This window comes from Candidatus Bathyarchaeota archaeon (assembly GCA_026014745.1).
Lineage (GTDB): Archaea > Thermoproteota > Bathyarchaeia > Bathyarchaeales > Bathycorpusculaceae > Bathycorpusculum.
Genome location: JAOZHS010000002.1, coordinates 233,834 through 259,636, shown reverse-complemented (window position 1 = coordinate 259,636; position 25,803 = coordinate 233,834). Strand labels below are relative to the sequence as shown.

34 protein-coding genes are annotated in these 25,803 nt (G+C 44.2%); 28 read left to right on the top strand and 6 right to left on the bottom strand.

What is annotated here, in order from left to right:
- The first annotated feature begins 2 nt into the window (after positions 1-2).
- Positions 3-503, top strand: coding sequence for a 4Fe-4S dicluster domain-containing protein (locus NWE92_08100; GenBank protein MCW4029593.1), 501 nt, complete (start codon positions 3-5; stop codon positions 501-503).
- Positions 504-577: 74 nt separating this feature from the next.
- On the opposite strand, the gene NWE92_08095 is transcribed toward NWE92_08100, so the two are convergent.
- Positions 578-1,057: an AIR carboxylase family protein gene (locus NWE92_08095; GenBank protein MCW4029592.1), complete on the bottom strand. Its 480-nt coding sequence runs from the start codon at positions 1,055-1,057 to the stop codon at positions 578-580.
- A gap of 132 nt (positions 1,058-1,189) precedes the next feature.
- Between NWE92_08095 and NWE92_08090 the strand changes: the two genes are divergently transcribed.
- Entirely contained in the window at positions 1,190-1,660 is a 471-nt protein-coding gene (locus NWE92_08090) for a hypothetical protein (GenBank protein ID MCW4029591.1), read from the top strand.
- Between the two features lies 1 nt (position 1,661).
- Here the strand turns inward: NWE92_08090 and NWE92_08085 are convergent, their stop codons facing one another.
- Positions 1,662-2,147 carry a hydrogenase 3 maturation endopeptidase HyCI gene (locus NWE92_08085; protein ID MCW4029590.1) on the bottom strand — a complete coding sequence of 162 codons (486 nt, stop codon included), beginning with the start codon at positions 2,145-2,147 and terminating at the stop codon, positions 1,662-1,664.
- 143 nt (positions 2,148-2,290) lie between these two features.
- On the opposite strand from NWE92_08085, the gene NWE92_08080 reads away from it, so the two are divergent.
- The 5 genes from NWE92_08080 to rfbD all read left to right on the top strand — a co-directional run bounded on the left by NWE92_08080 (position 2,291) and on the right by rfbD (position 7,806).
- Positions 2,291-3,874: a flippase gene (locus NWE92_08080; protein MCW4029589.1), complete on the top strand. Its 1,584-nt coding sequence runs from the start codon at positions 2,291-2,293 to the stop codon at positions 3,872-3,874.
- Between the two features lie 410 nt (positions 3,875-4,284).
- Entirely contained in the window at positions 4,285-5,343 is a 1,059-nt protein-coding gene (locus NWE92_08075) for a glucose-1-phosphate thymidylyltransferase (protein ID MCW4029588.1), read from the top strand.
- 67 nt (positions 5,344-5,410) lie between these two features.
- On the top strand, positions 5,411-5,914 hold the full coding sequence (locus NWE92_08070) for a dTDP-4-dehydrorhamnose 3,5-epimerase family protein (protein MCW4029587.1): 504 nt from the start codon (positions 5,411-5,413) through the stop codon (positions 5,912-5,914).
- 6 nt (positions 5,915-5,920) lie between these two features.
- Complete coding sequence (rfbB, locus tag NWE92_08065) at positions 5,921-6,928, top strand: dTDP-glucose 4,6-dehydratase (protein ID MCW4029586.1); 1,008 nt, start codon at positions 5,921-5,923, stop codon at positions 6,926-6,928.
- Positions 6,925-7,806 (top strand): dTDP-4-dehydrorhamnose reductase, encoded by an 882-nt coding sequence (gene rfbD, locus NWE92_08060; protein ID MCW4029585.1) that lies wholly within the window; start codon positions 6,925-6,927, stop codon positions 7,804-7,806. The genes rfbB and rfbD overlap by 4 nt, the downstream gene beginning before the upstream one ends.
- 78 nt (positions 7,807-7,884) lie before the next feature.
- On the opposite strand, the gene NWE92_08055 is transcribed toward rfbD, so the two are convergent.
- Entirely contained in the window at positions 7,885-8,643 is a 759-nt protein-coding gene (locus NWE92_08055) for a DUF1724 domain-containing protein (GenBank protein ID MCW4029584.1), read from the bottom strand.
- A gap of 123 nt (positions 8,644-8,766) precedes the next feature.
- On the opposite strand from NWE92_08055, the gene NWE92_08050 reads away from it, so the two are divergent.
- The 3 genes from NWE92_08050 to NWE92_08040 are packed head-to-tail and all read left to right on the top strand — an operon-like array spanning position 8,767 to position 10,510.
- Positions 8,767-9,048, top strand: a complete 282-nt coding sequence (locus NWE92_08050; GenBank protein ID MCW4029583.1) for a hypothetical protein — start codon at positions 8,767-8,769, stop codon at positions 9,046-9,048.
- Positions 9,045-9,563, top strand: coding sequence for a flavodoxin family protein (locus NWE92_08045; GenBank protein MCW4029582.1), 519 nt, complete (start codon positions 9,045-9,047; stop codon positions 9,561-9,563). The genes NWE92_08050 and NWE92_08045 overlap by 4 nt, the downstream gene beginning before the upstream one ends.
- Positions 9,564-9,571: 8 nt before the next feature.
- Positions 9,572-10,510 carry an NAD(P)-dependent alcohol dehydrogenase gene (locus NWE92_08040; protein MCW4029581.1) on the top strand — a complete coding sequence of 313 codons (939 nt, stop codon included), beginning with the start codon at positions 9,572-9,574 and terminating at the stop codon, positions 10,508-10,510.
- A 189-nt stretch (positions 10,511-10,699) separates the two neighbouring features.
- On the opposite strand, the gene NWE92_08035 is transcribed toward NWE92_08040, so the two are convergent.
- Complete coding sequence (locus NWE92_08035; GenBank protein ID MCW4029580.1) at positions 10,700-11,128, bottom strand: hypothetical protein; 429 nt, start codon at positions 11,126-11,128, stop codon at positions 10,700-10,702.
- 322 nt (positions 11,129-11,450) lie between these two features.
- Here NWE92_08035 and NWE92_08030 point away from each other — a divergent pair, with 322 nt between their 5' ends.
- Positions 11,451-11,663 (top strand): hypothetical protein, encoded by a 213-nt coding sequence (locus NWE92_08030; protein MCW4029579.1) that lies wholly within the window; start codon positions 11,451-11,453, stop codon positions 11,661-11,663.
- Between the two features lie 350 nt (positions 11,664-12,013).
- Here the strand turns inward: NWE92_08030 and eif1A are convergent, their stop codons facing one another.
- Positions 12,014-12,319: a translation initiation factor eIF-1A gene (gene eif1A / locus NWE92_08025; GenBank protein ID MCW4029578.1), complete on the bottom strand. Its 306-nt coding sequence runs from the start codon at positions 12,317-12,319 to the stop codon at positions 12,014-12,016.
- Between the two features lie 1,450 nt (positions 12,320-13,769).
- Between eif1A and NWE92_08020 the strand changes: the two genes are divergently transcribed.
- The 15 genes from NWE92_08020 (at position 13,770) to NWE92_07950 (ending at position 23,498) form a co-directional block, all read left to right on the top strand.
- Positions 13,770-14,297: a hypothetical protein gene (locus NWE92_08020; protein ID MCW4029577.1), complete on the top strand. Its 528-nt coding sequence runs from the start codon at positions 13,770-13,772 to the stop codon at positions 14,295-14,297.
- 252 nt (positions 14,298-14,549) lie between these two features.
- The gene (locus NWE92_08015; GenBank protein MCW4029576.1) at positions 14,550-15,761 is read left to right on the top strand and encodes a hypothetical protein; all 1,212 of its coding nucleotides are present in this window, start codon (positions 14,550-14,552) and stop codon (positions 15,759-15,761) included.
- Positions 15,762-15,857: 96 nt separating this feature from the next.
- Positions 15,858-15,998, top strand: coding sequence for a hypothetical protein (locus NWE92_08010; GenBank protein MCW4029575.1), 141 nt, complete (start codon positions 15,858-15,860; stop codon positions 15,996-15,998).
- A gap of 32 nt (positions 15,999-16,030) precedes the next feature.
- On the top strand, positions 16,031-16,390 hold the full coding sequence (locus NWE92_08005; protein MCW4029574.1) for a hypothetical protein: 360 nt from the start codon (positions 16,031-16,033) through the stop codon (positions 16,388-16,390).
- Positions 16,353-16,667: a YhbY family RNA-binding protein gene (locus NWE92_08000; GenBank protein MCW4029573.1), complete on the top strand. Its 315-nt coding sequence runs from the start codon at positions 16,353-16,355 to the stop codon at positions 16,665-16,667. Before NWE92_08005 ends, NWE92_08000 begins: the two co-directional genes overlap by 38 nt.
- 120 nt (positions 16,668-16,787) lie before the next feature.
- Positions 16,788-18,395, top strand: coding sequence for a hypothetical protein (locus tag NWE92_07995; protein MCW4029572.1), 1,608 nt, complete (start codon positions 16,788-16,790; stop codon positions 18,393-18,395).
- 129 nt (positions 18,396-18,524) lie between these two features.
- A complete protein-coding gene (locus NWE92_07990) occupies positions 18,525-19,163 on the top strand; it encodes a hypothetical protein (protein MCW4029571.1) in 639 nt (212 codons plus the stop codon).
- 1 nt (position 19,164) lies between these two features.
- On the top strand, positions 19,165-19,434 hold the full coding sequence (locus NWE92_07985; protein ID MCW4029570.1) for a hypothetical protein: 270 nt from the start codon (positions 19,165-19,167) through the stop codon (positions 19,432-19,434).
- Positions 19,435-19,744: 310 nt separating this feature from the next.
- Complete coding sequence (locus NWE92_07980; GenBank protein ID MCW4029569.1) at positions 19,745-20,230, top strand: hypothetical protein; 486 nt, start codon at positions 19,745-19,747, stop codon at positions 20,228-20,230.
- An 823-nt stretch (positions 20,231-21,053) separates the two neighbouring features.
- Entirely contained in the window at positions 21,054-21,560 is a 507-nt protein-coding gene (locus NWE92_07975) for a shikimate kinase (GenBank protein ID MCW4029568.1), read from the top strand.
- A gap of 89 nt (positions 21,561-21,649) precedes the next feature.
- Complete coding sequence (locus NWE92_07970; protein ID MCW4029567.1) at positions 21,650-21,835, top strand: hypothetical protein; 186 nt, start codon at positions 21,650-21,652, stop codon at positions 21,833-21,835.
- Between the two features lie 205 nt (positions 21,836-22,040).
- Positions 22,041-22,505 (top strand): 30S ribosomal protein S19e, encoded by a 465-nt coding sequence (locus NWE92_07965; GenBank protein ID MCW4029566.1) that lies wholly within the window; start codon positions 22,041-22,043, stop codon positions 22,503-22,505.
- Positions 22,506-22,509: 4 nt separating this feature from the next.
- The gene (locus tag NWE92_07960; protein MCW4029565.1) at positions 22,510-22,842 is read left to right on the top strand and encodes a DNA-binding protein; all 333 of its coding nucleotides are present in this window, start codon (positions 22,510-22,512) and stop codon (positions 22,840-22,842) included.
- Between the two features lie 4 nt (positions 22,843-22,846).
- The gene (gene rpl39e, locus NWE92_07955) at positions 22,847-23,005 is read left to right on the top strand and encodes a 50S ribosomal protein L39e (GenBank protein ID MCW4029564.1); all 159 of its coding nucleotides are present in this window, start codon (positions 22,847-22,849) and stop codon (positions 23,003-23,005) included.
- Between the two features lie 196 nt (positions 23,006-23,201).
- Entirely contained in the window at positions 23,202-23,498 is a 297-nt protein-coding gene (locus NWE92_07950; protein MCW4029563.1) for a 50S ribosomal protein L31e, read from the top strand.
- 222 nt (positions 23,499-23,720) lie between these two features.
- Here NWE92_07950 and NWE92_07945 read toward each other — a convergent pair whose 3' ends face one another.
- Complete coding sequence (locus NWE92_07945; protein MCW4029562.1) at positions 23,721-24,830, bottom strand: hypothetical protein; 1,110 nt, start codon at positions 24,828-24,830, stop codon at positions 23,721-23,723.
- A gap of 56 nt (positions 24,831-24,886) precedes the next feature.
- On the opposite strand from NWE92_07945, the gene NWE92_07940 reads away from it, so the two are divergent.
- Positions 24,887-25,078: a hypothetical protein gene (locus NWE92_07940; GenBank protein MCW4029561.1), complete on the top strand. Its 192-nt coding sequence runs from the start codon at positions 24,887-24,889 to the stop codon at positions 25,076-25,078.
- A gap of 10 nt (positions 25,079-25,088) precedes the next feature.
- Positions 25,089-25,802 carry a translation initiation factor IF-6 gene (locus NWE92_07935; protein MCW4029560.1) on the top strand — a complete coding sequence of 238 codons (714 nt, stop codon included), beginning with the start codon at positions 25,089-25,091 and terminating at the stop codon, positions 25,800-25,802.
- The last annotated feature ends 1 nt before the right edge of the window (position 25,803 follow it).

Here is a 25,803-nt window from a genome sequence, read left to right as displayed (position 1 = left end):
AAATGGTCAAAGTTCACCAAAGAAAATTCATTTCCGCTGACCCCGAAAAATGCGTTGGCTGCCAAGTCTGCGAATACGCCTGCAGCTTCAACAAAGAAAAATGCTTCAACCCCATGAAATCCCGCATACGCGTCGTCCGAGTCAGCCAAGTAGCCAACATGGCAGTCACCTGCAGACTCTGCGAAGAACCAGCATGCGTCGCCGCCTGCCCACGTGACGCCCTCTCTCAAGCAAACGACACAGGCAACATCGTCTTAGACAAAGACAAATGCAACGGCTGCGGCTGGTGCATTGAAGCCTGCGACTACGGCGCTATGATGCTACACCCCGAAACCAAACGGGTATACGTCTGCGACCTCTGCAAAGACAAAGCCGACGGTCCCCAATGTGTTAAGTGGTGTCCTGAAGAAGCTTTGACTGTGGTTACCAGTGATGTGTTGGCGCAGAAGGCTCGTATCAGCGCAATCAAGAAGCTCTTCCAAGAGAAACAAGACAAACCATAAGGGCCTTTTTGCCCTCTTAATTTTTCTTCTTTTTAAAATTTAAAATTTCTATACTTTACACAAAAAAGGAAAAATTATTTGAGTTTTTTTGCCGACTCGTTAGCCTTATCAAGTTCCTTCTTTTTGTCCTCTTGATAAGCCTTCACGTTGGCTGCAATCTGCGACTCTTCTAGACCCAAGATTTTTGCAACAGCAATCGCTGCACCTTCTGGTTCAATGGTAACTAAGCTGCCGATGCCGCTTGGAACCCGAAGCGAGGAGTAAATGTCTGCGCCTCCGAATTTCTCGCTGTAGGGTGGGCAGGCAATGACGGGTTTGGAAGTGTTTCCGTCGACGAAGGCGCTTAATGCGTTAGAGCGTCCCGCCACGGTAACGTAGATGACTTTTTCGTTTTCAAATTCTTTAATGACTTCCAAAACGGTCTGGGGGGTTTTGTGAGCAGAAGCGATGCGGAACTCGTAGGTTACACCCAAGATTTTGAGGTATTTAGCGATTTCTCGGGAGAAATCCAAATCCCTCTCTGAACCCATAATAATTATTGCTTTGCCAGCCATTGCTCTTCACAGTTAATGCTAGGGTTACACTTGCTAATTAACATACCCTGCATGGCAAGTGGTTGTGTGTTGGTTACCACATTTGTTTATAACTGTCCTCGAAGCTGTGAAGCTTGATTTAGAGGTTAAACCATGACACAGCAAAGCACCCGTAACTCCAAACAATCGGAGTTGCTAAAACAGCTTATAGGCGAATGGGCAGTGGGCATCGCAATGAAGTCCTCTAATGGCAAAATCGTTTCAGGCTGCGGAGAAATGACGGCGCTTGCAGTAGGCGAAGATGGAATAAACTCAGAAATGAACATAGAGGTTGAAGGCTACGAGGACTACTACCAAAATGACTTTTGGAGCCTAAACCCCGACAACGGCGAAGTGCATATGTTCCGCATCACATCCGAGGGGATAGTTCATGACCATGTAGGAACCTGGGTAGATGACCAAACCCTCAAGCTGTTTTGGAGAGGCACCTTTGAAGATCAAGAACTCGAAGAACACGTCACCCTAAAATGGGTCAGCAAAGACCACTTTGAAGTCAAAGAAGAAAACAAGCAATTCGGTCAAACCAATCTGACTATTGACTACGTCTTTAAACGAAAAAGGTAACTCATTTAAGAAAGCCCCGAAGAATCTGCGTTAGCCTCTGCGCTGAAGCTTCAACTTCACAGCTTAATCCTTCCCCAAACTCCATGCTTTTAGGCTCGACCAGTAGCAGACCGATTTTTGCCTCCGTTGATGCTTTGAGGTAGTCACAGAAAATCCTTAGCGGCAACATGTGGGATGAAATCGCCGAGGATGGGTGTAATTCTTCGGTTTTTACTAAGCGGACGTCTCCTGGGTTTAAGCCTAAAATTGCTGCGTCGATGAGTAGGATGTGGGTGGGGTTGAATTTTTCTATGTCGTAGATGTAGCTTTCTGGGACTGTTTCGCATTCTAGCAGGTAAACGTTAGGCGGCACTTTTCCTTTTAGGTTTTTTACGATTTTTATGCCTACATAATCGTCTGAGCGTATTGGGTTCCCTATGCCTGCCACCACGACTTTTCTAAAGTCGGCAAACCATTCTTTGAGTTGCTTTTCGATGTCTGAGGGCATACGCGTCAATCAAAGGTCGCAGTGCACAGATAAAAAGCTTGCAACATCCGCGTAAGGGCGTCTTTTCTGGTTTCTTGAAATACCAAAAATGATAAACACCACGTCACTAACACAACATAGTTTAAGGGTGCTGAGAGAGGGGTATGACCAAAGCAACAGAGATGGCGCGGGTAAGCACGAAAGGCGGCTTCCACGTTATGTGGGGCCTGATTTTATCCACCATAATCTCAGCTGTCGGCACCATATTTATCGCACGGATTTTAGGCGCCGATAACTACGGCTTATACGGAATCGCCCTAACCGCCCCCAACCTAATCGCGACTATCCGCGATTTAGGCATCACAACAGGCATGATAAAGTACTCCGCACAGTACAATAGCGAAGGGGATGTAGCAAAAATACGCAGCATCCTCTTCTCGGGGCTGCTCTTCGAAGCTCTTGTAGGCGTGGTTCTAACATTGGTGTCTTTTGGGTTATCTGACTTTTTAGCAGTAGCCTTTAGCCGTCCAACAATCACGCCTCTTATCCAAATTGCATCCTTTTTCGTCTTAACAGGCGCCCTCATGAATACAGCGGCAGCAGCATTTACGGGTCTGGAGCGCATGCATCTAAACAGCATCGTGCAAATCGTTCAGTCAACATTAAAGACCGTGCTGATTCTTGTTTTGGTTCTCTTAGGGTTTGGCACCCCGGGTGCAGTTTGGGGCTACACCCTATCTACTCTATTTGCGGGCATAATCGGGGTTTTGCTTGTCTATGTAATGTATAAATCCCTGCCTAAACCACCCCAAGGTCACCGCAACATAGCATTCTTTAGCAACGTTAAGCTGATGATAAAATATGGTTTGCCCGTATCAATCGGTACCATTGTGACCGCAGTCCTTACTTATTTTTACACTTTCATCCTGGCGATCTACGTTACCGATAACGCGGTCATCGGAAACTATAACGTTGCCTTGAACTTTATTGTTTTAATTACCTTCTTTGCCTCTCCAGTCACAACTATGATGCTTCCCGCCTTCTCTAAACTAAACCCCGAAACCGACCGAGACCTGCTCAAAGGCGTTTTCCAATTCTCCGTCAAATATGCATCTCTACTCATTGTGCCAGTCACAGTGATGGTTATGGCGCTTGCGCAGCCCGCCATTGATACGGTGTTCCAAACCCAATATGTGATTGCGCCCCTGTTTTTGGCGTTGTTAGCTATCCAATACTTGTACACAGCAATAGGATATTTGAGTGTAGGCAACCTGCTTAATGGGCAAGGCTATACAGGATACAACCTCAAAATAACCATACTGACAGCTATTCTTGGATTCCCAACGAGCTTCATTTTGATTTCCCAATTCGGCGTAATAGGCTTAATTGTAACTACCCTGATAGTTTGCCTCCCCGGCATGTTCCTAAGCTTGCGATTTATCAAAAATCACTTCGGCGTCGGTATCGAGTGGTCTTCTTCAATAAAAATTTCGATTTCATCTGGCATAGCCGGCATCTTAACCTATCTGCTGGTTTTGTTCCTTAATCTTTCAGCGTTGTTTGAATTAATTATTGGTGTGGTTGCATTTGTTGTGCTGTTTGTCTTGGTTGCAGTTTTAACTCGGACAGTCAACAAAACTGATGTAAAAAGTGTGCGTGATATAGTTAATTCGCTTGGGCCCCTGCGGGGCATTTTGAATGTGTTTGTTAGTTTAGTTGAGAAACTCATTAACTTCTTTCAACGATGAGCCATAAGCCGTTTGCTAATAATCAGCATTCAACAGCGTAGCGGACGTCCTAATGGATGCCTGATGTTAGGCGAGTACTTGTTGAAGTGAACTCGATTCTCTATTGGGCTTTTGGCGTTTTATTAAGGCCCGGTATCTGCCACAGTATTCTCCGCCTACGTTTGTACAAGTGACGCTTGATGAGGAGTATAAGTCACATATGTTTGCATATTTGCATTTGGCCTTTTTTCGAAGAGGCAGAAAAAAATCATTTTTCAAAAAACTCAACCCTTCTACCGACTCAGCACTTTAAATTCGGTGGTTTTAGTAATAAAATTATGTGACTGCACAAGCCCAACCACAACTGTGTTAGCTCTACTCTGTTTATAGCAAGCCATTAATACCAACCTCATCTCACTATAAGATACACTATGAAAGCGCTAGTTTTAAGTGGCGGTAAAGGCACACGGCTAAGACCCTTAACCTTTACCTGCGCCAAACAACTAATTCCCGTAGCTAACAAACCCATATTAGGTTATGTGCTGGATCAAGTTGCAGCTACGAGCATAAAAAAGGTGGGCATTATTACCGCGCCTGAAACGGGTCAAAACGTGAAGGACTACGTTGCAGATGGCGCTGAATGGAACCTGACGGTTTCTTATATCCCGCAAGAACCCCTTGGATTAGCACATGCAGTCAAGACGGCTCAGCGGTTTTTAGGTAAGGACTCTTTTGTGATGTGTTTAGGCGACAACGTAACCGGGCAGGGTTTGAAGGGGTTTATTAAAAAGTTCAAGAGCGAACACCTCGATGCGCTAATCGTACTAAAAGAAGTAGATAACCCGTCAAGCTTTGGCATCGCCCAATTAGACGAGAAAGGCAACATCGTGCGGCTTGTAGAAAAACCCAAAACTCCCATGGGTAATTTAGCCATCATCGGCACCTACCTTTTCTCCAATAAAGTGCACAAAGCAATTGAGCGGATAAAGCCGTCTTGGCGGAATGAACTAGAAATCACCGATGCTATCCAAGAAATGATTAATCTGGGCTTTTCAGTGAAAGCCGAGATTCTTACCTCTTGGTGGCTTGACACAGGCAAAAAAGATGACATCCTCTCTGCAAACACACGAATCTTGGACGAATACATACAGCGAGACATCAAAGGCACCATTACAGGAAGCGTAATTGATGGCCGTGTAAAGATTGATTCAACTGCAACAATTACAAACAGCACCATTCGCGGTCCATGTATAATCGGCAAGAACGTGATTATCGAAAACTCCTACATCGGACCCTACACAAGCGTCGGCGAGGATTCAAAAATCTTCAACTCTAATCTTGAATGCTGTGTGGTCCAAACAGCTGTAACCATAAAAGACATAGAGCGGTTAGAAGAGAGCTTAATCGGCAAAAACGCCAAGGTCACACGTAACCAACGGAATCGGACCATAAAGTTACATGTGGGCGATTATTCCGAAATAGAAGTTTAAACCGTAAAAAAGGCAATCATTATAAAGAATTCGCCGAAATATGATTGAAGGTAGCAAGGTGTAGGTTATGTTACAGGGGATTAAGATTAAACCCGTTAAGCGTTTTTCAGATGAGCGAGGAGCCTTCTCCGAGGTTATGCGGCGGGACTGGGCAGACCTTTTTGGAGAAGACACCATAGCGCAAGCAAACATTTCCTCCACCTTTCCCGGTGTTATCCGCGCTTGGCATCGTCACGTTAGGGGTCAAGATGATTATTTTTTGGTTTTGAAGGGCGCAATAAAAATCTGTGCTTTCGACGAAGCCGCCTCTGAGTTAACCGAAGTAGTGTCAAGTGGCTCAGAATTGCAGATTGTACGGGTACCGGGGCACTATTGGCATGGCTTTAAAGCCTTAGGTGTCGAACCAGCAATGCTGCTCTACTTCACCACCAACCTCTACAACACAGCAGACCCCGACGAGGAACGCCGCGCTTGGAATGACCCAACACTCATCCCAAAAACAATAAACGGCAAAACCACAGACCCACGTGTTGGTAAACCTTGGGATTGGAATTTCCCTCCCCATAAGTGATGAACTATGAAAGTGTTAGTTACTGGCGGCTTAGGCTTCATTGGAAGCAATTTCTGTCGGCTGATGCTGACAAAACACCCCGATTACGAAATAATAAACGTCGACAAGGTGGGGATAGGCGCAAACCCCGCTAACCTCCATGACATCGAAAACGACAAAAACTACACCTTCATAAAAGGCGACATCTGCAACCCTCAACTTATGAATCGGCTGGTTCATCAAGTTGATGCCGTCGTAAACATTGCCGCGGAAACCCATGTGGACCGTAGCATCGTTGAACCCTTTGTCTTTTTGCAGAATAACACCTTGGGTGCTTTCACTATTTTGGAGGCTCTGCGACGCCATAATCACAAAGCCCGGTTTCTGCAAGTATCCACCGACGAAGTCTACGGCGAAGCATTAGAAGGCTCCTTCACTGAAAATTCTCCGCCTAAACCCTCTAATCCTTACTCCGCAGCAAAAGCCGCAGCAGACATGTTCGTTTTAGCCTACCACAAAACCTACGGCTTAAACGTCTCCATCACTCGATGCACCAACAATTTTGGACCCTACCAGCTTCCCGAGAAATTAATCCCTAAAACCGTCATCCGCGCATTAAGGGATCTGCCCATCCCAATTTACGGAAAAGGCACAAACATCCGCGACTGGATATATGTGGGTGACCACTGCGAAGCCATCGATGCAGTGCTTGAAAAGGGCGAACCGGGAGAAATCTATAATGTCTCGGCAGGCAACGAAGTGCCTAACATTGAAATCGCCAAAAAAATCATCAGCTACCTCCACAAATCAGATGCCCTGATAACTTTTGTTGAAGACCGCCCCGGACATGACACCCGCTACAGCTTAGACTCAACCAAAACCCGCAGCAAATTAGGCTGGGCACCCGAGGCAAGCTTTGAAGAATGCCTAAAATCTACCGTTCAGTGGTATCTGGAGAATGAACGCTGGTGGACGCCGTTTGCAACTGAAGTTATTTTGCATCCGACGCCTTGGAAACTAGGCGGTATGCGTTGAAGCTTCTAATCACGGGTGCCAGCGGGCTTTACGGCTCGAAACTGGCGCAACTGGCGCTTGCTCAAGGTTTAGAGGTTTATTCTTCAGACATCCAGAGCATATCCGCGGTAGGCACCTATGTAAAAATTGATGTTTCAGCTAAGGAACAGGTAGCTGAAGCCCTTCAAACCATAAAACCTGACTTTGTCGTTCACGCCGCCACCTTGACCGACGTTGATAAATGCGAATTAAACAAAGAGTTGGCTTGGAAAGTTAACGTTGAAGGCACCCAAAACATCGTAAAAGCAGCGCAGACGGCTGGTTCTTTCCTGTTTTATGTCTCCACAGACTACGTTTTTAACGGCGCAAAGGGAAGATACAAAGAAAGTGACAAACCTGACCCCATAAACTACTACGGGGTGACTAAGCTTAAAGCGGAAGAAATCGTTCAGACCCTGCCCGAATTCTGCATTGCTCGGCCCAGCGTCATCTATGGCTCCACGCCAGCCGCGGGAAAAGTCAATTTTGCACTTTGGCTCATCGAAACCCTCCGCAAGGGTAACCGCGTCAAAATCGTCACCGACCAATATAATACGCCCACGCTAAACACTAACCTCGCGGAGATGACGCTTGAAATTCTGGGGCGCCGCCTCACAGGAATCTACCATCTCTGTGGTGCCACACGCGTCAGCCGCCTTGAATTCGCCAACCAAATATGCGATGTCTTTGGGTTGGACAAGAGCCTAATTGACTCTGTGACGTCGGCGCAGTTTACTTGGTCCGCCAAACGCCCCGTGGATTCCTCTCTTGACACCGCCAAAGCACAGCGAAACCTAAACTGCAAGCCACTCCAAATGGCAGACGCATTAAAGCAGCTAAAACATGAACTATCCTCTTAGCTCCACCAAATATAGGGGTGCGTTTGATGCGGGCACAAAAAAGGAAACGTTGTAATTACCTTTGAGGCTGACTAAATTTTAAGAAGGGTAGTTGCTTGGTTTTTCGTGTTTTGCTTCTTCCCAGTAATGAACAAACAAATCATGGCACCACTTGTGCCCACGTTCATCTGTTGAGCCAAACCCCATGTAGTCCATTGTGCTATTCTTGTTTAGAAAAGCCAAACGTCCCTTCTTTTCAGACACAATTATAACCGAGTCAACTCTTGAGAGAGTACGCCTTTCTATCAAATTAGGGATTATAGGTAAAGGCTTGAAACCTGGCGTGGGCATAAAATCTTTAGGCAAGATAAGTTGGAACTTGACTCCCCGTCTAATGGCTTTCTCCAAAAAAGGCAAGGTACTTACAAGCACCTGATTGGAAAGAATCCAAATGTACTCTTGGGCTTCGTCAATAACTTTTTCCGTTAAATCAAAAGCTACCATAACGTCGTTAGTGTATATAGAATTCTCCAGTTCACCTATTCTGCTTATGAATTGTTGAGGCAAATGAGAAAGCGTGTGATCTTTAAAATAGTCTCTGTGCTTGGATATGAATTCAAAGCTGGGGGTCAAAGACAAAGTAAGCTGACCAAACGGTGTAAGTTCATACAGTCCTTCAGCGTTCTTTTCAAGCAGACTATTTTCACGTAGTCTATCTAAATGCCGTGACGTTTCAGCTACAGTCATGTCAAGATTTTTTGATATGTGCGATAGCTTTAGTTTTTGTTTTTCGGCTAGTAGCATTATCTTGAACCTGTCGCTATTCGCCAGTTCAAACAATAACTCGTACACTTCCATTTAATTGCACACCTTGTTGCTGATGCTGAAATTTTCGGGTCTTTAGTATTATTTGATATCAGTTCCTAAAATAACTTAATCTTTGATTTACGCCCAAGAAGTCTCATAAAGGTGTTGAAAAAAATGGTAAACTCCCAAAACTTGAGCCATTTGTTCTCCATAGAATTGACTTCGAAGAACTTTGTCAAACGCTTCGCAATATCCAGCGACAGCGATGACAAGGTGCTAATTGAGGGGTATCTTGGCGAACTCAAGGAAATAGGCATAACCGAAGGCATCATTCTGGAGATACAGGGAACCAACGGGATTCTCAGAATTGACTTAACTGAAGAAGAACTGCGCAAACTCCTGCCTTCGACCAAGACAAATGAAAAAACACAAGCCTTACCGGAGGGACAGAAATGAGTGAAAAAATAGCCGTAAATGTGGATTTAGCTGCTGCAATAGTTCTTTTTTCGTATCATCACAATAATACTGAAAAAATCGCCAAGGTTATTGCAAAAGTTCTTAATGCACAAATAAAAACGCCCCAACAAACAAACCCCCAAGAACTCGACAAGTTTGGCCTAGTTGGGTTTGGCGCAGGCATAGACAGCGGAAAACACTACAAACCCCTACTTGACTTCGCTGACAAACTACCACAGGTAGAAAGCAAACCTGCGTTCATTTTTTCAACCGCTGGAATAACAGGGAAGAAAAAACTAGCCAAGGATCATTCGGCGCTTAGAGAAAAATTGGAGGCTAAAGGCTACAAAATAATTGATGAATTCCAATGCAAAGGTTTCAACACCAATGTCTTCCTCAAATATTTTGGAGGCATGAACAAAGGAAGACCCAATGAAGAAGACCTCCAAAATGCGGAAACCTTCTCTGAACAGTTGAAACAAAACATGTTTCATAGCAATCTTGGAGGAAAGTAGTTTTGAAAATGAAAGCAGTCATATACGAAAAATATGGATCGCCAGAGGTCCTAAGTCTCAAAGAAATAGAAAAACCAGTTCCAAAGGACAATGAAGTACTAGTGAAAATAAATGCGACTACCATAGCAGCAGGAGATATACGAATGCGCGGCTTTAAAGTCCCAACGAAATTTTGGCTCCCTATGCGGTTAGCTTTAGGTTTAACGGGGCCAAGAAAAAAAGTTCTTGGGATGGAAGTATCGGGGGTCGTCGAGACAATTGGCAAGGGTGTGGAAAAATTTAGGGTCGGTGATGAAGTTTTGGCTGCAACTGGTTTTGGCGGTGGATATGCCGAGTATATTTGTCTTCCAGAAACAGACGTGGTGGGCAGAGTAGTTATCGAGGTTGCAAAGAAACCTGCAAATTTGACTTTTGAGGAAGCTGCTGCGGTTCCCATCGGGGGAATGACGGCGTTGGCTTTTCTTAGGAAGGCAAACGTCAAGAATGGACAGAAGGTCCTTGTTTATGGAGCTTCGGGAAGCGTTGGTACCTACGCCGTTCAGCTTGCCAAGTATTACGGGGCACAAGTTACTGGCGTTTGTAGCGCCGCTAATTTGGAGTTGGTCAAATCTTTAGGGGCGGATGTTGTGATTGATTACGTCAAAGAAGATTTCGCTAAAAATGGTCAGAAGTATGACTTGGTTTTTGACGCAGTAGGCAAAATTTCGCGTTCAAAGGCGAAGGGGTCACTGACAGAAACCGGTGTCTTTCTCTCCACTTGGGGGTCAGGAGACATGGAGCCAAACGATTTGTCAACCCTTAGCGGTCTAATTGAAACTGGCAAAGTAAAAGTAGTCATCGACCGACAGTATTCGTTGGAGCAGATTGTTGAGGCACACCGCTACGTTGAAGCTGGGCATAAAAAAGGAAACGTCGTCATAACTGTGGGACATAGTTTGTCTGCGTAGATGAGTGATTGGCGATACATTCAGCTGCGAGGAGCCACGGGAACCAGATTAGCCCATGATAGTTTGGTTTTTTTTCTCAAATGGGTTTCCTACTTTCTCTTTTCCTTAACATCGGATTACTTAAACGGACAGCTTTCTTTCTTCTGTGTTAGAAGAAGGTCAATAGACCTTTTTGTTGCCCTACCTAATTCAGGTTTTATGTTTAGCCCTGATTTCTTTTCTAACTACCGTGGTTAATGGGGTGATGTAGCATAGCGACACAATTACGAAGGCGGATAGCATCCCGTATTGGAGTGCAGGGTAGATTGAACCTTGAGGATAAACGATCTGCAATGCAACTCTTGTTATCCACAAGATGCTTGTTGCAGTCAGCACTATCATGACTGAGTAATTGTTGGCTTTGTTTCCATAAATTAGCAGCATGTTTACGACTCCAAACAGAACTAAAGTCAAAGAGAAGAACACGTTGATAGCTTGGACGGCTAACACTAACTCAGTGGCGTTGGGCGCGATATATGAATACCATTTCCACGCTTCGGGCACAGTGAAGTGCCAAATTCCAAAACCAATTGAGATAGTGCTGCCTATTACTACTAAAATCTTGCCAATCAAGTCCAAAGGTTAAGTGCCCAGCCTCTGGGTTTGAATTATTCTGTTAAGGAATATAAAAGCACTAACTTGACGAAAAAAGCAATCGATACATGTTTTCACATACACACCGCGACGGTTCCAACATAACGTCATGTATCGTGTATAGAGGAAAACATACTCACCACAAAGTAACTGGCGTTGAAAAACATTGTAATCCCAAAACGTAACCGTATCTATTTGTATTCTTGTGGCGCGCCGTAAACTGTCATACCAACATAAAGTGACAAACAAAGCTAGCATAAGCGCAACTATTATGCAAGCGAACCGTGCTTTTCTGCATGTTTAGGTTATGATGAAGCAAGGCAACATTAGGCAGATTGCGCGGCAACGCATCGAAATCCTCTTTGTGCAAGCCCAAAAAGTCGCCCAGAGCAACCCCAAACTGGCGGCAGAATATGTGGGTTCGGCGCGGCGGATTGCGATGGCGGCACGAATCCGTTTGCCCCATTCAAAATTCCATACTCTCTCAGAGTATGAAACCCATAGCGAATTAAATCGATAGTTCTGACCGATTATGTGTAAATTAAGTAATCGCTTCGTCAATGTTTTCATTGACGATTAAGCCTCGGATTTTACCGCCGCCTAAACGTTCTACCTTTTTATCAGGAGTTTTATACTTCATAACTCGTCACCTCAGAAGTTCGATTATTTTTCTCGTGAAACGCTTAGTTCACCAAAGTCACTTTCGTCGAGGACAAAATCTTTTAGACGTAGTTTGCCATCCGTTGTTGCCACTACTTTGTATTCTGCTTCGCAGATTGGGCAGATAACTACTTCGTCAAGTGCTATACAATCTTTCTTGAATGTGTTTCCGCACTCGGTGCATTTAAGGTTAATTTTAATCAGTCCTCACTACATTGTTAGGTAATTGTGGTTTCTAAGCCAATCTGACTGGTTCTTTCGGTACCGCCAAAATATATCGCCTCTAGTTTCGGTCTGGAAATCCCATGGTGAAACCAAAACTATGTCGCCTTCTCTTATCCAGACGCGCTTTTTCAGTTTACCTCTGATTCTACAGAGACGTTCTTTTCCATCTTGGCATTTAACCATGATTCTTTCGGCACCCAGCATTTTCACTGCTATGCCCAAAACATCGTTTGGCGAAGGCAGAACCATACTGTCTATGTTGCCTTCATTTGTTACTTTTCGTTTACCCATTTTATGTTGTCCAGTGTGGCGTTAAACCACGTTATAATCAGAATGATCTGAGAAAAAGCAACTAACTTTTGGGTTGACTCTTCCTCTAAAAATTCCAATGACACATACATGACTTCACCAACTACATTAGGGTATCGCTCGAAAAGGATTTTTCTGGCTTAAAAACGTGGAAAAAGCGTTAAAAAACTGTTTTTCAGGAAAAAACTGGAAAAATAACTTCTAATCGAAAAAACGCTGAATATTTTAACCTTTATTAGTCTGACCCAACGGTATTGTTGATTGAAGAGTCTCTATTATCCTCTTGGAATTGACTGATTGAATAATTGATTCTTTTCTAAACACAAAACAACATAGAGGTAAATAGATATGTGTCAACTCAGAGTTGGTCTAGTTAAAAACTGCCGTAGATGCAAATCATCAGTACGGCCACATTGTGAATACAGAAAGAAAACCACTAAGAAAATCTTTGCAAATAATGTCAAGAAGAAACCAACGGCATAACAATTCCTTTTCCTTTTTTAGGTGCTGCTATGAGTAAATATTGTCAGAAACGCTTTGACAGGGTAGAATGTCAAGGTTGCATGTATAAAGCAAGCACTTACTGTTGGAATCAGTGTCCACTTAACCTATGGAAAATAATTACTCAATAAATAACAGACTTATTGAGTCATACTTTTGCAGAATCAAAAATGCCTTCTTTATAAGAGGGATACTGTTCTCATAGGGCATATTAAATCATTGCTGGAATAGTGAAATTTTAAAATGTTAGCGTACAATGATCAACCGTTTAAGTGCCGAATTTGTAATACTGCTTTCCATAGCCCTGAGGAATTAAGGATTCATCGGATGGTTCAACATAAAGGACACATGCTATAGTTTAATCGTCTATGAAACACCCTTATCTTCATTGATAGAAAGTATAAGTAGTAATTGTGCCACCGCTCAAATTATCCATCGTATCGATCGTTTTTGAAATAAACTCCCTTTAGCCTCAGTTGTTTATAAGCGGGGCGGTGTATGTTATAGAGTGAAAAGTCCTTTGCTTAGACTTTAGCTAAGTGACTTACTTTTCTTAATTTCGTTAGAAGAGAGAGAAATGAAGCAAAATATTGAATTATTAAAAATCACAGATGCCGCATTTAGGTCATCTGTGAAAATCATTTTTGGTTTCTGTACGGAGGCAATCTGTAGAGATGGCGATAGCAATAAAAAAGGTGATTCAAAATGGCACGTATAGGGGATTATGCGCAGTGCCCCGAATGCACCAGAATTGGGCGCATTGTTTGGATCTCACAAAATAAACAGGTCGTTGGAATCCAATGTTCTGCGAGTCATACCCCCGAAAGTAGACCTGATTCATATGGATTTCCAAGTAAGGCTGCTAAGGCAAACAAAAACAGCGTTTTTCTTGTTAAAACCGAATCAATAATAAAACATACATAGATGCACAATGTTGAAACAAAGTTACATACTCGCCAACAAAATATCAATAGCTAGTGCCGATGATAACGACCTTAATTTGTCTATTAATAGCTTCTACCTAAAATATTCCCGCTTTACCCTTAAAGCGCTAAGTAAAAGTGTCTTTCAAGAATTTTTATCCGATATGTTGAAATTAGAAAAGATTTCCCAAAAGAGTATTGATAGCATTCGTATCGAATTTTTTCCTGCGCTAAGAAAAAATGGTTTAACTATCGCTGGAAAATGTAACACACTTAAGGGCAAAATTCGTATTTACCCAAAACCATTAAAGTTTTGTGATGCCTTCAGGAAGGAATATGGACAATATCTATTGGTTGCTTATGCAGGAAATAGGGCTAGAGCCGCGCTAATTCATGAGTTGCTTCACTTGAAATATGGGAGCGACGAAGTTGGGGTACGAAAATTAACTGAGGAATACTATTCTCAATTATTTGAAAATGAATATGCGAATAACTCAAAGGCGTTACATGTGTGTAAACTATTATTCGCTCGTTAAGTAAGTGATTCGTAGACTTTGACTGTAGGAACTTGGGGTCTATAGCCTATTTTTGGAGTATTCTCTATAGGGCATGGACATCTTTCTTTCTCAAGCAGGGCATAACCGCTAATTCGTCTTTTTTCACAGTATTTTTTGAACTGCTCTGTTGATTAGTAAATTACATAAGCGCAGAAAGGCTAACTCATCGTCTGGTGAAGCTGTGTGAAGTGGGCTTGTTTAGCGCTGGCTTGTTTAATGGTTCTTTGTTCCATGGTTATCGATACACAAACCGCTCAAGCAATCCAAGAAACTGAGGCAAACACTTGGCAAACCCTACAACCCCTACCTGAACCATTAGCCGGCCCTGCAGTAACAGTAGACGATAAAATATACATATTTTACAGCTGGAACTATACCACTAACCTTTTTGTGTACTACACTCAAAACCAAACCCTAACCCAAACAGCATCTATGCCAACATACAGGACAAGTTTCGGCATAGCCGTAGTAGACCACAAAATCTACACAATAGGCGGGGAGCAATCTTACTCTCTTCCAAGCGGAGCGGTGGGAGTCTACCCGACTAATGTCACCGAAGCCTATGATACGCAAACAGGCACTTGGGAAACAAAACAACCCACAATTGACTATAGCTGGAGGCTGGTTGCAAATACCATCGATGGAAAAATTTACGTTATGTATAGCGGGGCAAGATACTATGGTTCAAATATGGCGGGTACAGGTTCAAACATTGATGTATATTACCCAGAAACAGACACTTGGACAAGGATATCGGCCTTGCCTCAAGAAGTATCAGACCCCCTTGACTCGTGCGCCATTGACGACAAAATTTACGTACTTTCGGATAGCAGAGGCAACAACGTTGACATGGGAGAAGGAAAACTGCACATTTTCGACACTACAACAAGTAATTGGAGCACAGGAGCAACCCTGCCCACCTTCTACAAACATAGTCGCTTAGTTGCAATCTCTGGGGAGCATGCTCCAAAGCAAATCTGTGTAGTGGGTGGACTGATGGTTCTTGATGGTTTTGCTCATTATGAGGGTGTTAATGCATCTTTCAGATATGACCCTACAACGGATTCGTGGAATATAACAGCTGATATGCCCACTGCACGCTATGAGACGGCGGTTGCGGTAGTGGAAGATAAAATCTACGCCATTGGCGGCGCCACAGAACTACTAGGGATTGGGATAGGTACTCTTACGGGTGTTGTTGAGTTGTATACGCCTTTTGGTTATGGTACAGTACAGCCCTCGGCTTCGCCGTCAAACAGTACAAGCTCGCAACCAATCACCCCCGAAATGACAGCGATAATTGCTGGAGTAGTTGTAGCTTGCATGGTCATAGCGGCAACAACCATCCTAGTGCGCCACCGCCAACACGAAAAAACCGCCAAACAAACCCAGCAACTAAGCGGCTTTCCAGCCAAATTTCTTGACTTACCAAACCTGCTTTAATTCTTGTGTAGAAAAAAACGGTCTATACATGCCCCCACACGCACACTGCAGCGGTTTTAACATAGAACTATGTTGAGTGTGTGGTAAAATCTAATTATGCCACATCCAAACAGACGCAGAAACACAAAGCAAACCCAAAAAACAAACGCCACCTACGGCTATCTTGTGGCATCCCGTAAACCGCCAAACCCACACAAAGAGACAAACAAAGCCAGCAGAGGCGCAACTATTATGTAAGCGAACCGTGCTTTTCTGGATTGTTTAGGCTTATGATGAAGCAAGGCAACATTAGGCAGATTGCGCGGCAACGCATCGAAATCCTCTTCGCCCATGCCCAGAAAGTAGCTAAAGCTGACCCCAAACTTGCGGCGCAATACATCCTGTCCGCCCGACGGATTGCCATGGCAGCCAAAATCCGTTTGCCCACAGAGTTTGGACGGCAAACCTGCAAACAATGTAACTCGCTGTTTGTGTATGGCGTTAACTGCCGTGTTAGGGTAAAGCAGAAAAGGGAGCCTCACGTCGTAGTAACATGTTTAAACTGCGGGGAACAAACCCGTATAATGCTTAAGAAAAAGGTGCACAGTGAAGTTGAGCAAGATAACCACACGCATGAAACGTCATGTTAGGCATGTCCTAAAAGACGAAAACCCCACCATCTGGATTGGCAAAGATGGCCTAACAGCGCAGTCAGTTGCGGAGATAGAGAAACAGCTACAACAGAACAAGATGGTCAAAATCCGAATTTTACCCGCGGCTCTAAAGGAGCTCACAACCGCTGAAGAGATTGCAGCTAAAGCAGCTAAAGAAACTGAAGCTGCGCTGGTTGAAGTGAGAGGACACGTTTTCATTTTGTTTAGGAAACGTAGGACGCCTGAGTCTAAGGAACCCGAAAATCAACCTTAATTTTTTTGTTAGCTTATTATTTCTTTTTTTGATATAAGTCAGTTTTCGTAATATTCCCATAATCGCATGCATACTTATTAGTTGACTGGGAGTCTGCTTCTTATAACTGGTGAATTAACTATGAAGAAAAATATCTTCGTATTCGCGATTATGGCTTTACTATTCTCCTCCGCCCTCTTAACCCTCGGAGCCCCAAACGTCTCCGCGGCCACGGCGACATTGGGTCAACCAACCCAATCTGGCACAAGCGCCTCTACTCTAAATACAATAAAAGGCGCCCAATACCTAAACACAGTTACTGGCCAAGCCGCCAGCGTAAGCGCCTACTTTAGCTACACTCCCTCTACCGGCGATTTTGGTCAACATACCAAATTCAGCCTCAACTTTGTCAGCATTGACAACAGCATTCGCGGCCAAGCTTTCACTACACCTGCCTATCCCGTTGTTGCCACAAGTGTCTCTGCCCGCATATTTTGCACAATGTCGCATGATGTTAAGGCAGCAATTTATGATGCAAGCGGTAACCTCGTAGCCTACAGCAATCCAGTATCGTTGAGTGCCCCCACAACTGCAGACCGAACCTTTATGCTAACAACCAACCCTGTGCTATCTGCCTCTACAACCTACATCCTAGTGGTTTGGGCACAAGACCAAACAGCAGACGCTAACTTAGTCTACACTGAAGAAACTTCCAACAGTAGAGTTGTATCCGCGACTTACGGAGATTGGCCCTCATCAGTGAGCTTTTCAACCCAAACCAACCGGAACTACTTCATCTGGTGCAACTACGAAACCGTTGCTAACGTACAATGCGCCCTATACTCAGCAGACGGCACCACCAAACTTGCTGTAACCGAACAAAAAATCCTAACCTCCACCACCGGTAAATGGGTCACATTCAACCTCAACACCAACCCCACATTGACTGCAAACACAAAATACGTTCTGGCTGCTTGGTCATCTGACTCTGGTGCAAAACTCTTCTACAACGGAGCCACCGCCCCAGCCTTCACTGGCTCAGGAACCTTTGCCACCACTACCCTCTCCTCTTCAGGAACCAAAAACTACAACCTCTACGCTACACTGCAATACAACACCATAACGGCGTCCGCAGGAACAGGCGGCAGCATCAACCCCTCTGGAAACGTAAACGTCGCAGCCAATGCCAACCAGCAATTCAGCATCACCCCCGACAGCGGATACCACATTAAAGATGTCCTAGTCGACGACAACTCAGTTGGCGCAGTATCCACCTACACATTCTACAGCGTAGTCACAGACCACACTATCTCAGCCACATTTGAGGCAGCCCTCCCCACAACCGTAACCGTATCTTGTACTCCCGACACAATCCAAAATGACGGCAGCCAATCCACCACAATATCTGGCTCCTTAACCGCCTCAGGTACACCCCTTAATGGACAAACAATCACACTCTCCTACAACGATGACACATGGCACACCATAGGCACAGCAACCACGCAACTTGACGGTTCCTACACCTATAATTGGGCTACGCCAGATTTGCCAAATGGCTTCTACGTGGTAAAAGCCGAATTTACTGGAGATGAAAACACGTATCAATCAAGTAGCGCTGAAACCACAAGCAGCTCTCAAGGTGGCGGACTTTTCGTCGTACCTGAGTACAGTCTAGGTGTACTTGGCGCTTTAGGCGCATGTCTTGCAGGATTTGTGGTCGTGAGAGCACGCCGCAGCCTGCATAAATAAACTTCTTTTTTGTTTTTCCCGTTTTTTGGGTTCAGCAGAAAAAATATGTTACTATCTTTGCGGTATAACTTGGGTATGTAACGATGTTTCGTGGTTATTTATTAGCTTTTTAAGCATAACTACGCTTTGATGATAAACATGCAAAGCACAGCCCTAAAACTCCAACATGAACTCAACAGCCTACAAGGGCTATCAATAATCAACCTAATGTGTAGCGCAATGGCGTTTGCCTTCGGCGCGTACTTCTTGATGCCCAACCTTGTCTTAGCCGCAACAACGCTCACCATTCCGCCGCTTGACCAATTAGGGTTAATGGTGCTGGGCGGCTTGGCTTTCGCAATTGGCTTCCGATGGATGTTTTCCACAATCAAAATACTGGAATTTTCCTTCGACATGGGCAACAACCTAACCGAGCATAAAAAAGAAAAAACCCTCGACGACGAAACACTAACTGGCTTAATCGTTGGGTTAACGGCTGCTTACCGAGAAAACAAACCCACCATCAAACTAATGATGACCATAAGCAAAGTTGCCTGCGCCCTCTTCGCGTTGGGAGCCTCTCTGCAAATAATATCTCTAATCGCAGGCGGCGTCTTTGACATGTCCTTTTGGCTGGGCATCTTAAACGCTGGCGTCTGCTACGGTGTAGCCGTTGCCTGCTACATTATCCCTCATTTTTTGAGGAAATACTCCGAAATCTGGGACCAACGATTAAGCCAGACCGCAAAGGCTGAAGTGGAACTGCAAAAGGTGTTAGGGGAAGTTTAAGATGAAGCGGACGCATTACGAGATTTTCTGGGAAATCCTCACCTTCTGCAAACAGCCGAAGTCTTTCACCAGTGTCATAAACCGTTGCAATCTTAATTCCAAGATTGGGCAGATCCACATCGATTTCCTGAAGAAAAGGCAGTTTTTGGTCGAAATCGAAAAAGACGGCATGACCCTGCTAAAATCTACCGAAGCGGCTAGCCAATACATTGCGTTATTTAACAAGACGTATCGGGAACTTTTTGATGATATCCCCGAGTTCAGGCTTTAGCTTTCCTTTTTAAAACGGTAGATCAAATTTTTGATTTTTCTCTTTGTGTGGGTGTGTCGGTTTACAGGAAACCACATGATGGTTGTTGGTTTGGGTTGCTTTTTGGGGTTACAATGTGTTTTGGGGTCTGTTTGGATGTGGCATAACAAAAGGGTACCACACGCCCAACATAGAAGTATGTTGAAACCGCCGCAATGTGCATGCGGAGGCATGTATAGACTGGTTTTTTTCTCACAAGAACCAACAACGCGTACACGCACACAAACAAAAATTTTTATCTCTGTTAAAATAGTCAGCATCATTTTTTTGTATGTACCACTATGATTTTGTCGACGTTCAAGAACCCCACACCCCAACCGCAACCTTTGCCCTCACACCAATTGCAACAAATCTAAACGTCATTTGCACACCCGACACCGTCGACACAGCTGGTTCAATGAATACTGTGATTTCTGGCGTCTTAACTACTGATGGTTGTTTACCCATCGGTGGTCAAACCATTATGCTCTCATACGATGACGGCAGTGCATGGCGTGACCTCGGCTCAGCAACCACCCAACCCGATGGCTCCTATTCCTATCTGTGGACAGCGTCCGGTTTAGCTAATGGGATTCATATGGTTCAAGACGTTTACACAGGCGACGGCAACCCCTACCTGTCATCCAACGCGTTTACGGGTCAGGAAGGACTATTTGTAGTGCCCGAATATGCCTTTGGCGCGCTGGGCGCGTTGATTGCGTGTATTGCTGGTTTTGTGGTGGTGAAAAACCGCCAAGTCCGCAATCAACATCCCTGACCTTCTTTCTTTTTTGTTTTCTTGTGCTAAGCATTCAGTAGTTAAAGGCGGTTGGTTTGAAGAATGCCGCCCGCACTCAAAAATTGCAAGTACTTATGGGGATGCCCTTTCGGAATTAAAAATTTTTTACTCAATCTTTAACAGGGAGACGTATTGCCTAGAAGGTCTGGAGAATATGATTTATTATGTCTAAGGAATTTGGTAAGGCTTGTCCTTATTGTGGAAGTAGCAAAATTGAAAGCTCGGAAAAAGAAGCAAAATGTTTTGATTGTGGAATGGGCAAGTATTCGGATGGTAAACGTAAAAAACAGAACTAAACCATCCGAGTCTAAGGCGAAAGTAAGTAAATAGGTAAATTTCCAACCCGAACCACCTGATGCGGGATATGAAAAACTGAAAACTGCTTATTCACTACCGCCTCAGGCGAGAAATTATTAAAAACAGCATTTCCCTGCTCGGATGAAATCAATTCTTTGAAACAAAATTTTAGAGGTAGAAAAGAATGACGTCGAAAAAATCAAAAAATCATGACTTAACACACAAAACAGACTTCACTAAATTTAAGCCCCAAACGGGGGTTAAAAAGAAATATCAAAACACCAAACGGGTTGAGACATTTTTCCCCGTTTCAAATGAAGGGGACACTAAAAACTAGCGTTCAAAAAATTTCAATATTCATAAATCAGACAATCAACCCCATTGTGCAGACCTCAAATAGTTAGCCCGCTCATCACCCTCAAACAGGCGCTACCCAAAATTTAGCATCACTTCCACATGAAATGTCGATAAACGAAAATAGCTGCAATCACATTAGGTTGTTATTATGAATGTTTCTTTGATTGGTATGTCTGGTGTTGGGAAGAGTCGTATAGGGTTGCTTTTGGCTGAGAAGTTGAATTATCGGTTTATTGATGTTGACAGGGTCATTGAGGATGTCTCTGGCAAGAAATTGCAGGATTTGGTTGATAGTTTGGGTGATGCCAAGTTTCTGGAGCTAGAAAAGACTGCTGTCCTCAACTTAGGCGAAGTTAACGAAACAGTCATTTCTTCAGGTGGCAGCTCCATTTATTCGGAGCGTGCTATGGCTTTTTTGAAAGGTATCTCTGTGGTGGTCTTTTTGAATGCTTCTTTAGAGGAAATTAAGCGGCGAACTGTGGATTTTTCGGAGCGCGGCATTGTTGGGTTGAAGCAGAAGGGGTTGGAGCAGCTCTTTTTGGAGAGGTTGCCGCTTTACAGAAGATACGCTGACGTAACTATAGATGTGGATGGTCTTGGTGACGAGGCGGTTGTTGAGATGATTATTCAAAAAACCTTGGGAACTTTGCGGTGACAGTCGCCAATTGATGTTATTGCCTTTTGTTTAGGGCAGAAAGGTTAAATTTTTAGTGGAATAAATAGAAACTGGGGTGGGCTGTCCTGTTGCTCAAAGATGAAAACATTTTGGCGGTAGGCATGTTATCTCTGACTATTGGCATCTTAATTGGCACGTTTTCGAATTTTGAATATTTAGGTTTTAACGTTTCTTCTTTTCTTGAAGGGCTGCTGCTGGGTTTATCTTTAGTTATGAACTTCGCCTATTTGGTGCGTAGACGAAGAAAAGCATAGCCCTGCAGAGAAGAGAAAAACACTTAATATGCATCCGTGCCTATACGTCAAATAGTCTCTGCGAACAAAAATTGAGGCGGCATCATTCAAACGCTTAGTCCTTTTATTGGGGATTAAGTGTTGTATGCGGCTTAGTTGTTCAGAGAATATTTATATTAGGCTTCATTGTTTTACTGCAAGGAAAAACCAATAGGATAGAGAATCTTTGACGACTCCTCATGACGTTCCAGCTTCAAAATTCATCGATAGATTAGCAAAGTATCTTAGGGAAAACGTTGACGAAGTCCAGCCTCCAACATGGGCTACCTTCGCAAAAACAGGCACCCACGTCGAGAAGCAGCCACAGAACCCTAACTGGTGGTACACAAGAAGCGCCAGCGTTCTACGCAAAGTCTACGTCCATGGTCCCATCGGTCTTGAAGCATTACGTGCCGACTACGGCGGAAGAAAAAACCGTGGTTCTAAACCTAACCGCGTAACCAAAGCAGGCGGAAGCGGCATACGAAAGGCTATGCAGCAACTAGAAAGCGCCGGTTTAATCCAGGTTACACGTCCTAAGGGCAGAATCATGACGCCAAAGGGACGCAAAATGATGCAGGAAGTAGCTGGAGACCTAGCTAAAGAACTGGTTAAATCTGTCCCTGAACTCAAGAAGTATCAAGGCGAATAACGCGATGTCGGATGATGAGCTTGAACAAATCCGTAAACGGAAACTTCTCTCAATGCAGAATGCTCGCATGAGTGAAGACCAAAGACAAGCTCACGCCGAACAGCAATTTGAACAACAGAAACAGGCTCTGCTCAGCAAGATATTGTCGCCTGAAGCACGACAAAGAATCAATAACCTTAAAATGGTTAGAAAAGATTTCGCTGAGCAAATAGAAGTGCAGCTCATCGAGATGGCGCAAACCGGCAGGTTGCCGATTCCGCTCTCTGATGCGCAGCTAAAATCAATCCTGATTCAGCTTCAATCAAGAAAGCGAGAGACAAAAATTAGAAGGATATAGAAAAATGGCACGAGTAAAACCAACTGCGAAAAAGCTCCGATTAGCCAAGGCTGGCAAAGAATCACAGTCTGTTCCAACTTGGGTTATTGCGCGAACTGACGGTAAGGTTAGAGTTAACCCTAAGCAGCGGCGCAACTGGAGAACTAGAAAGATAAAGGCTTAGGAGAAAGCATAGAATGTCCAAAGAAGAATCTAAACAAGAACAAGTTCCTCAAGAAGAAGAACTTGAAGAATTAGAGTTACCTGAAGAGGAAACAGAAGTAGCTGAAGCCGAAGCTAAAGAGGAAACTCCAGCAGAAGCAGAAGCGCCCGTAGAAGAAGCAAAAGAGAAGCCGAAACGTAAAAAGAAAGAAGACGAAATCGTTGAAGAACGCTTCTACACCATACCCCTCCAGAAAGCCTTGATTCGTCCACCCAAAAAACGTGCGCCACGCGCCATGCAGCTTGTCCAAGAATTCATAAACAAGCACATGAAGGTCGAGATGAAGGCTTCTGACGAAGAGGAAGAAGAAGAGTTACCTCAATTAATCGTTAGCCAAGAAGTTAACGAGAAAATCTGGGGTCGAGGCATCGAGAAGCCACCACGCAAAATCAAGGTGCGTGCAACCAAAGACCGCGACGGTAACGTCACCGTGTTTTTGGCTGAAAATCAATAAACCTTTCTTTCTCATTTTTTGTTCTTTGTTTTAGGCGTAATTTTTCGTTTTTAGTAGTCTATATGAGCCGTGGCTTTCTGCTTGATTAGTTGGTTGTGCTATTTGTCGGGTTGATGCTTCTTGGATAAGGCAGTTACCGTGTTAGTGAATAATTGACCCGCGGATTGTATTTTCAAACTCAGAGGCTGCAGATTAAATAAAAAAATAAAAAGAAAAAGGAAGTTAAAGCTTCACAGAGTTTCGATTAAAGTTAATTTTACTCGCGAACTTTAGCACAGCGAATGCAGCAAAGCAGGCCATCAACACCAGCAGTGGACCCCATGTGTACTCTGGAACCACCCATATACCCGTGGGTGTGGGTTCAACAGGTGTAGGTTCAGAGTTGGAGGTAAATACTGGAGTCATGACTGCATAGTCATAGATGACTGTGCATGGGTTCCAGGGGTTTTCACTCCAATAGTGGTCACCATACTGGTCATGGAGGTAAATGTCCCAGCGGGTGAACGTGTAGCCTGGGTTTGCTGTAACGGTGATTACTGGATATCCGCTAGTTATGTAGGTGCCGGGCAGTGGGTTAGTTGTTCCACCGACTGCTGCTTCGATTGTGATGTGACGCTCAGGTGCCGGGGTTGCGGTGGCTGAAGGTGCATAAGTTGGGTTTGAAGTTGGCGTAGCTGTGGGTGCATTGGTTGGGGCGTTGGTTGGTGTTGTAGATGGGGTTGGTGTGGGTTCATCTCCTCCACCGGGGACGCCTATGGGGGTTCCGGCTAAGGTGGATGCTGGTAAGCTGGCTATTACGGTGTGTGGAGCTTCAAACTGGGTGGTTAACGCGATCCATTCAGCCTGGGATGCGTCATAGTAGTACATGACGCTTGTGCTGTCAAAGGCGTTGTTTGTTATGGTTATTTGTGCCATTATGTCGGGGGTTAGGGTCGCGGCTGAGGTGACTTTCACATCGTAATAGTAGGTTACTGCTCCGTTGACGTTTAGGGGGTGACCGTCGGCGTCTTCTGGAATTTCGGTGCCTGTGCTTAGGGTGGTTACCGTGAACTCTGTCCCGTCAGGGATGCTATCTCCTGTGATGTCTACGATGATGTTTGTGGTTGCGCTGTGGTCAAAGTGTACGGCGTTGCCTGATGCAGATAGGGTGGTTTGTGTACTTTCGGGTCCAGTTGGCGTGTTTCCTGGGCCTGTTGTTAAAAGTGATATGGTGGCAACGCAGCTTCCTACAATGATAAGTGTGACAACTAAAAGCACTATGGCTAATCTATTGCGTCTGCTGAGTTGTCTAGGCTGTATGCCTTCGTTGGTTGACATGGCTATAAATCGCACGTAGAGCCTCTCCTTATACAAGTATGAAGAAACCCTTAATTGATATATAAAATGATATGGATAACTTGTTTTACTGTTCTACATTAATACAGCAGAATTCTACGTTAATAGAGCAGCAGATTTATAGATTAAACGGGGCAATGTTCTATTTTTGTGGACCTTTTTCTGGTGTAACTGGAGCTTTTTTGGATGCTGCACAAATTTTAGTCAATAAAACACCTCAACTGTTGAATTTAACCACAAGCTAAAATAGGAAGAATGCCTCAAACATCGAGGCTAAAAGAATTCAGGAGACAACGTTTCTTGACAGTTTACTTATCCAGCATAGTTGGAAGCTCAAGCATAGGCGTATACGCATTAGCAACCGAAAACATAGTGATAATTCCTGTTATGGTTCCACGCGAGAAAGCCCAAGAATACGCCGATTGGCTCCAAGTTAAACTTGCATACACCCACATAAGCGGTTCCGTTTTGTCTGGCGCGTTAGCTTGCGCAAACTCCCACGGTATGCTGCTCCCCAATTCGGTTCGTGAAGAAGAAATAGCAAATATAAAATCCGTTTTCGACGGCAACATCACCATAATGCAAACCAAAAAAACCGCCTATGGCAACCTCGTATTAGCAAACGATAAAGGCGCAGTTGTGGATCCACGTTTCAAAGAAAATGAAATCAAACTTATCTCTGAAGCTTTAGGCGTAGAGGCAGTACCGACTGAAATTGCCGCGTTGCCCTATGTGGGTGCTCTTGCTGTGGCAACCAACAAAGGAGTCTTGGCACATCCGTTGCTTAAAGAAGAAGAGAAAAAAATCCTTGAAAACGTCTTTAAGGTTCCCGTCGATGTAGGCACAATAAACTGCGGTATCCCCTATGTAGGGACAGGTTTACTTGCCAATAGCAAAGCAGCAGTGGCAGGCTCCATGACTACTGGTCCTGAAATGTTCATCATCGAACACGCCCTAGGAACCCTATAAC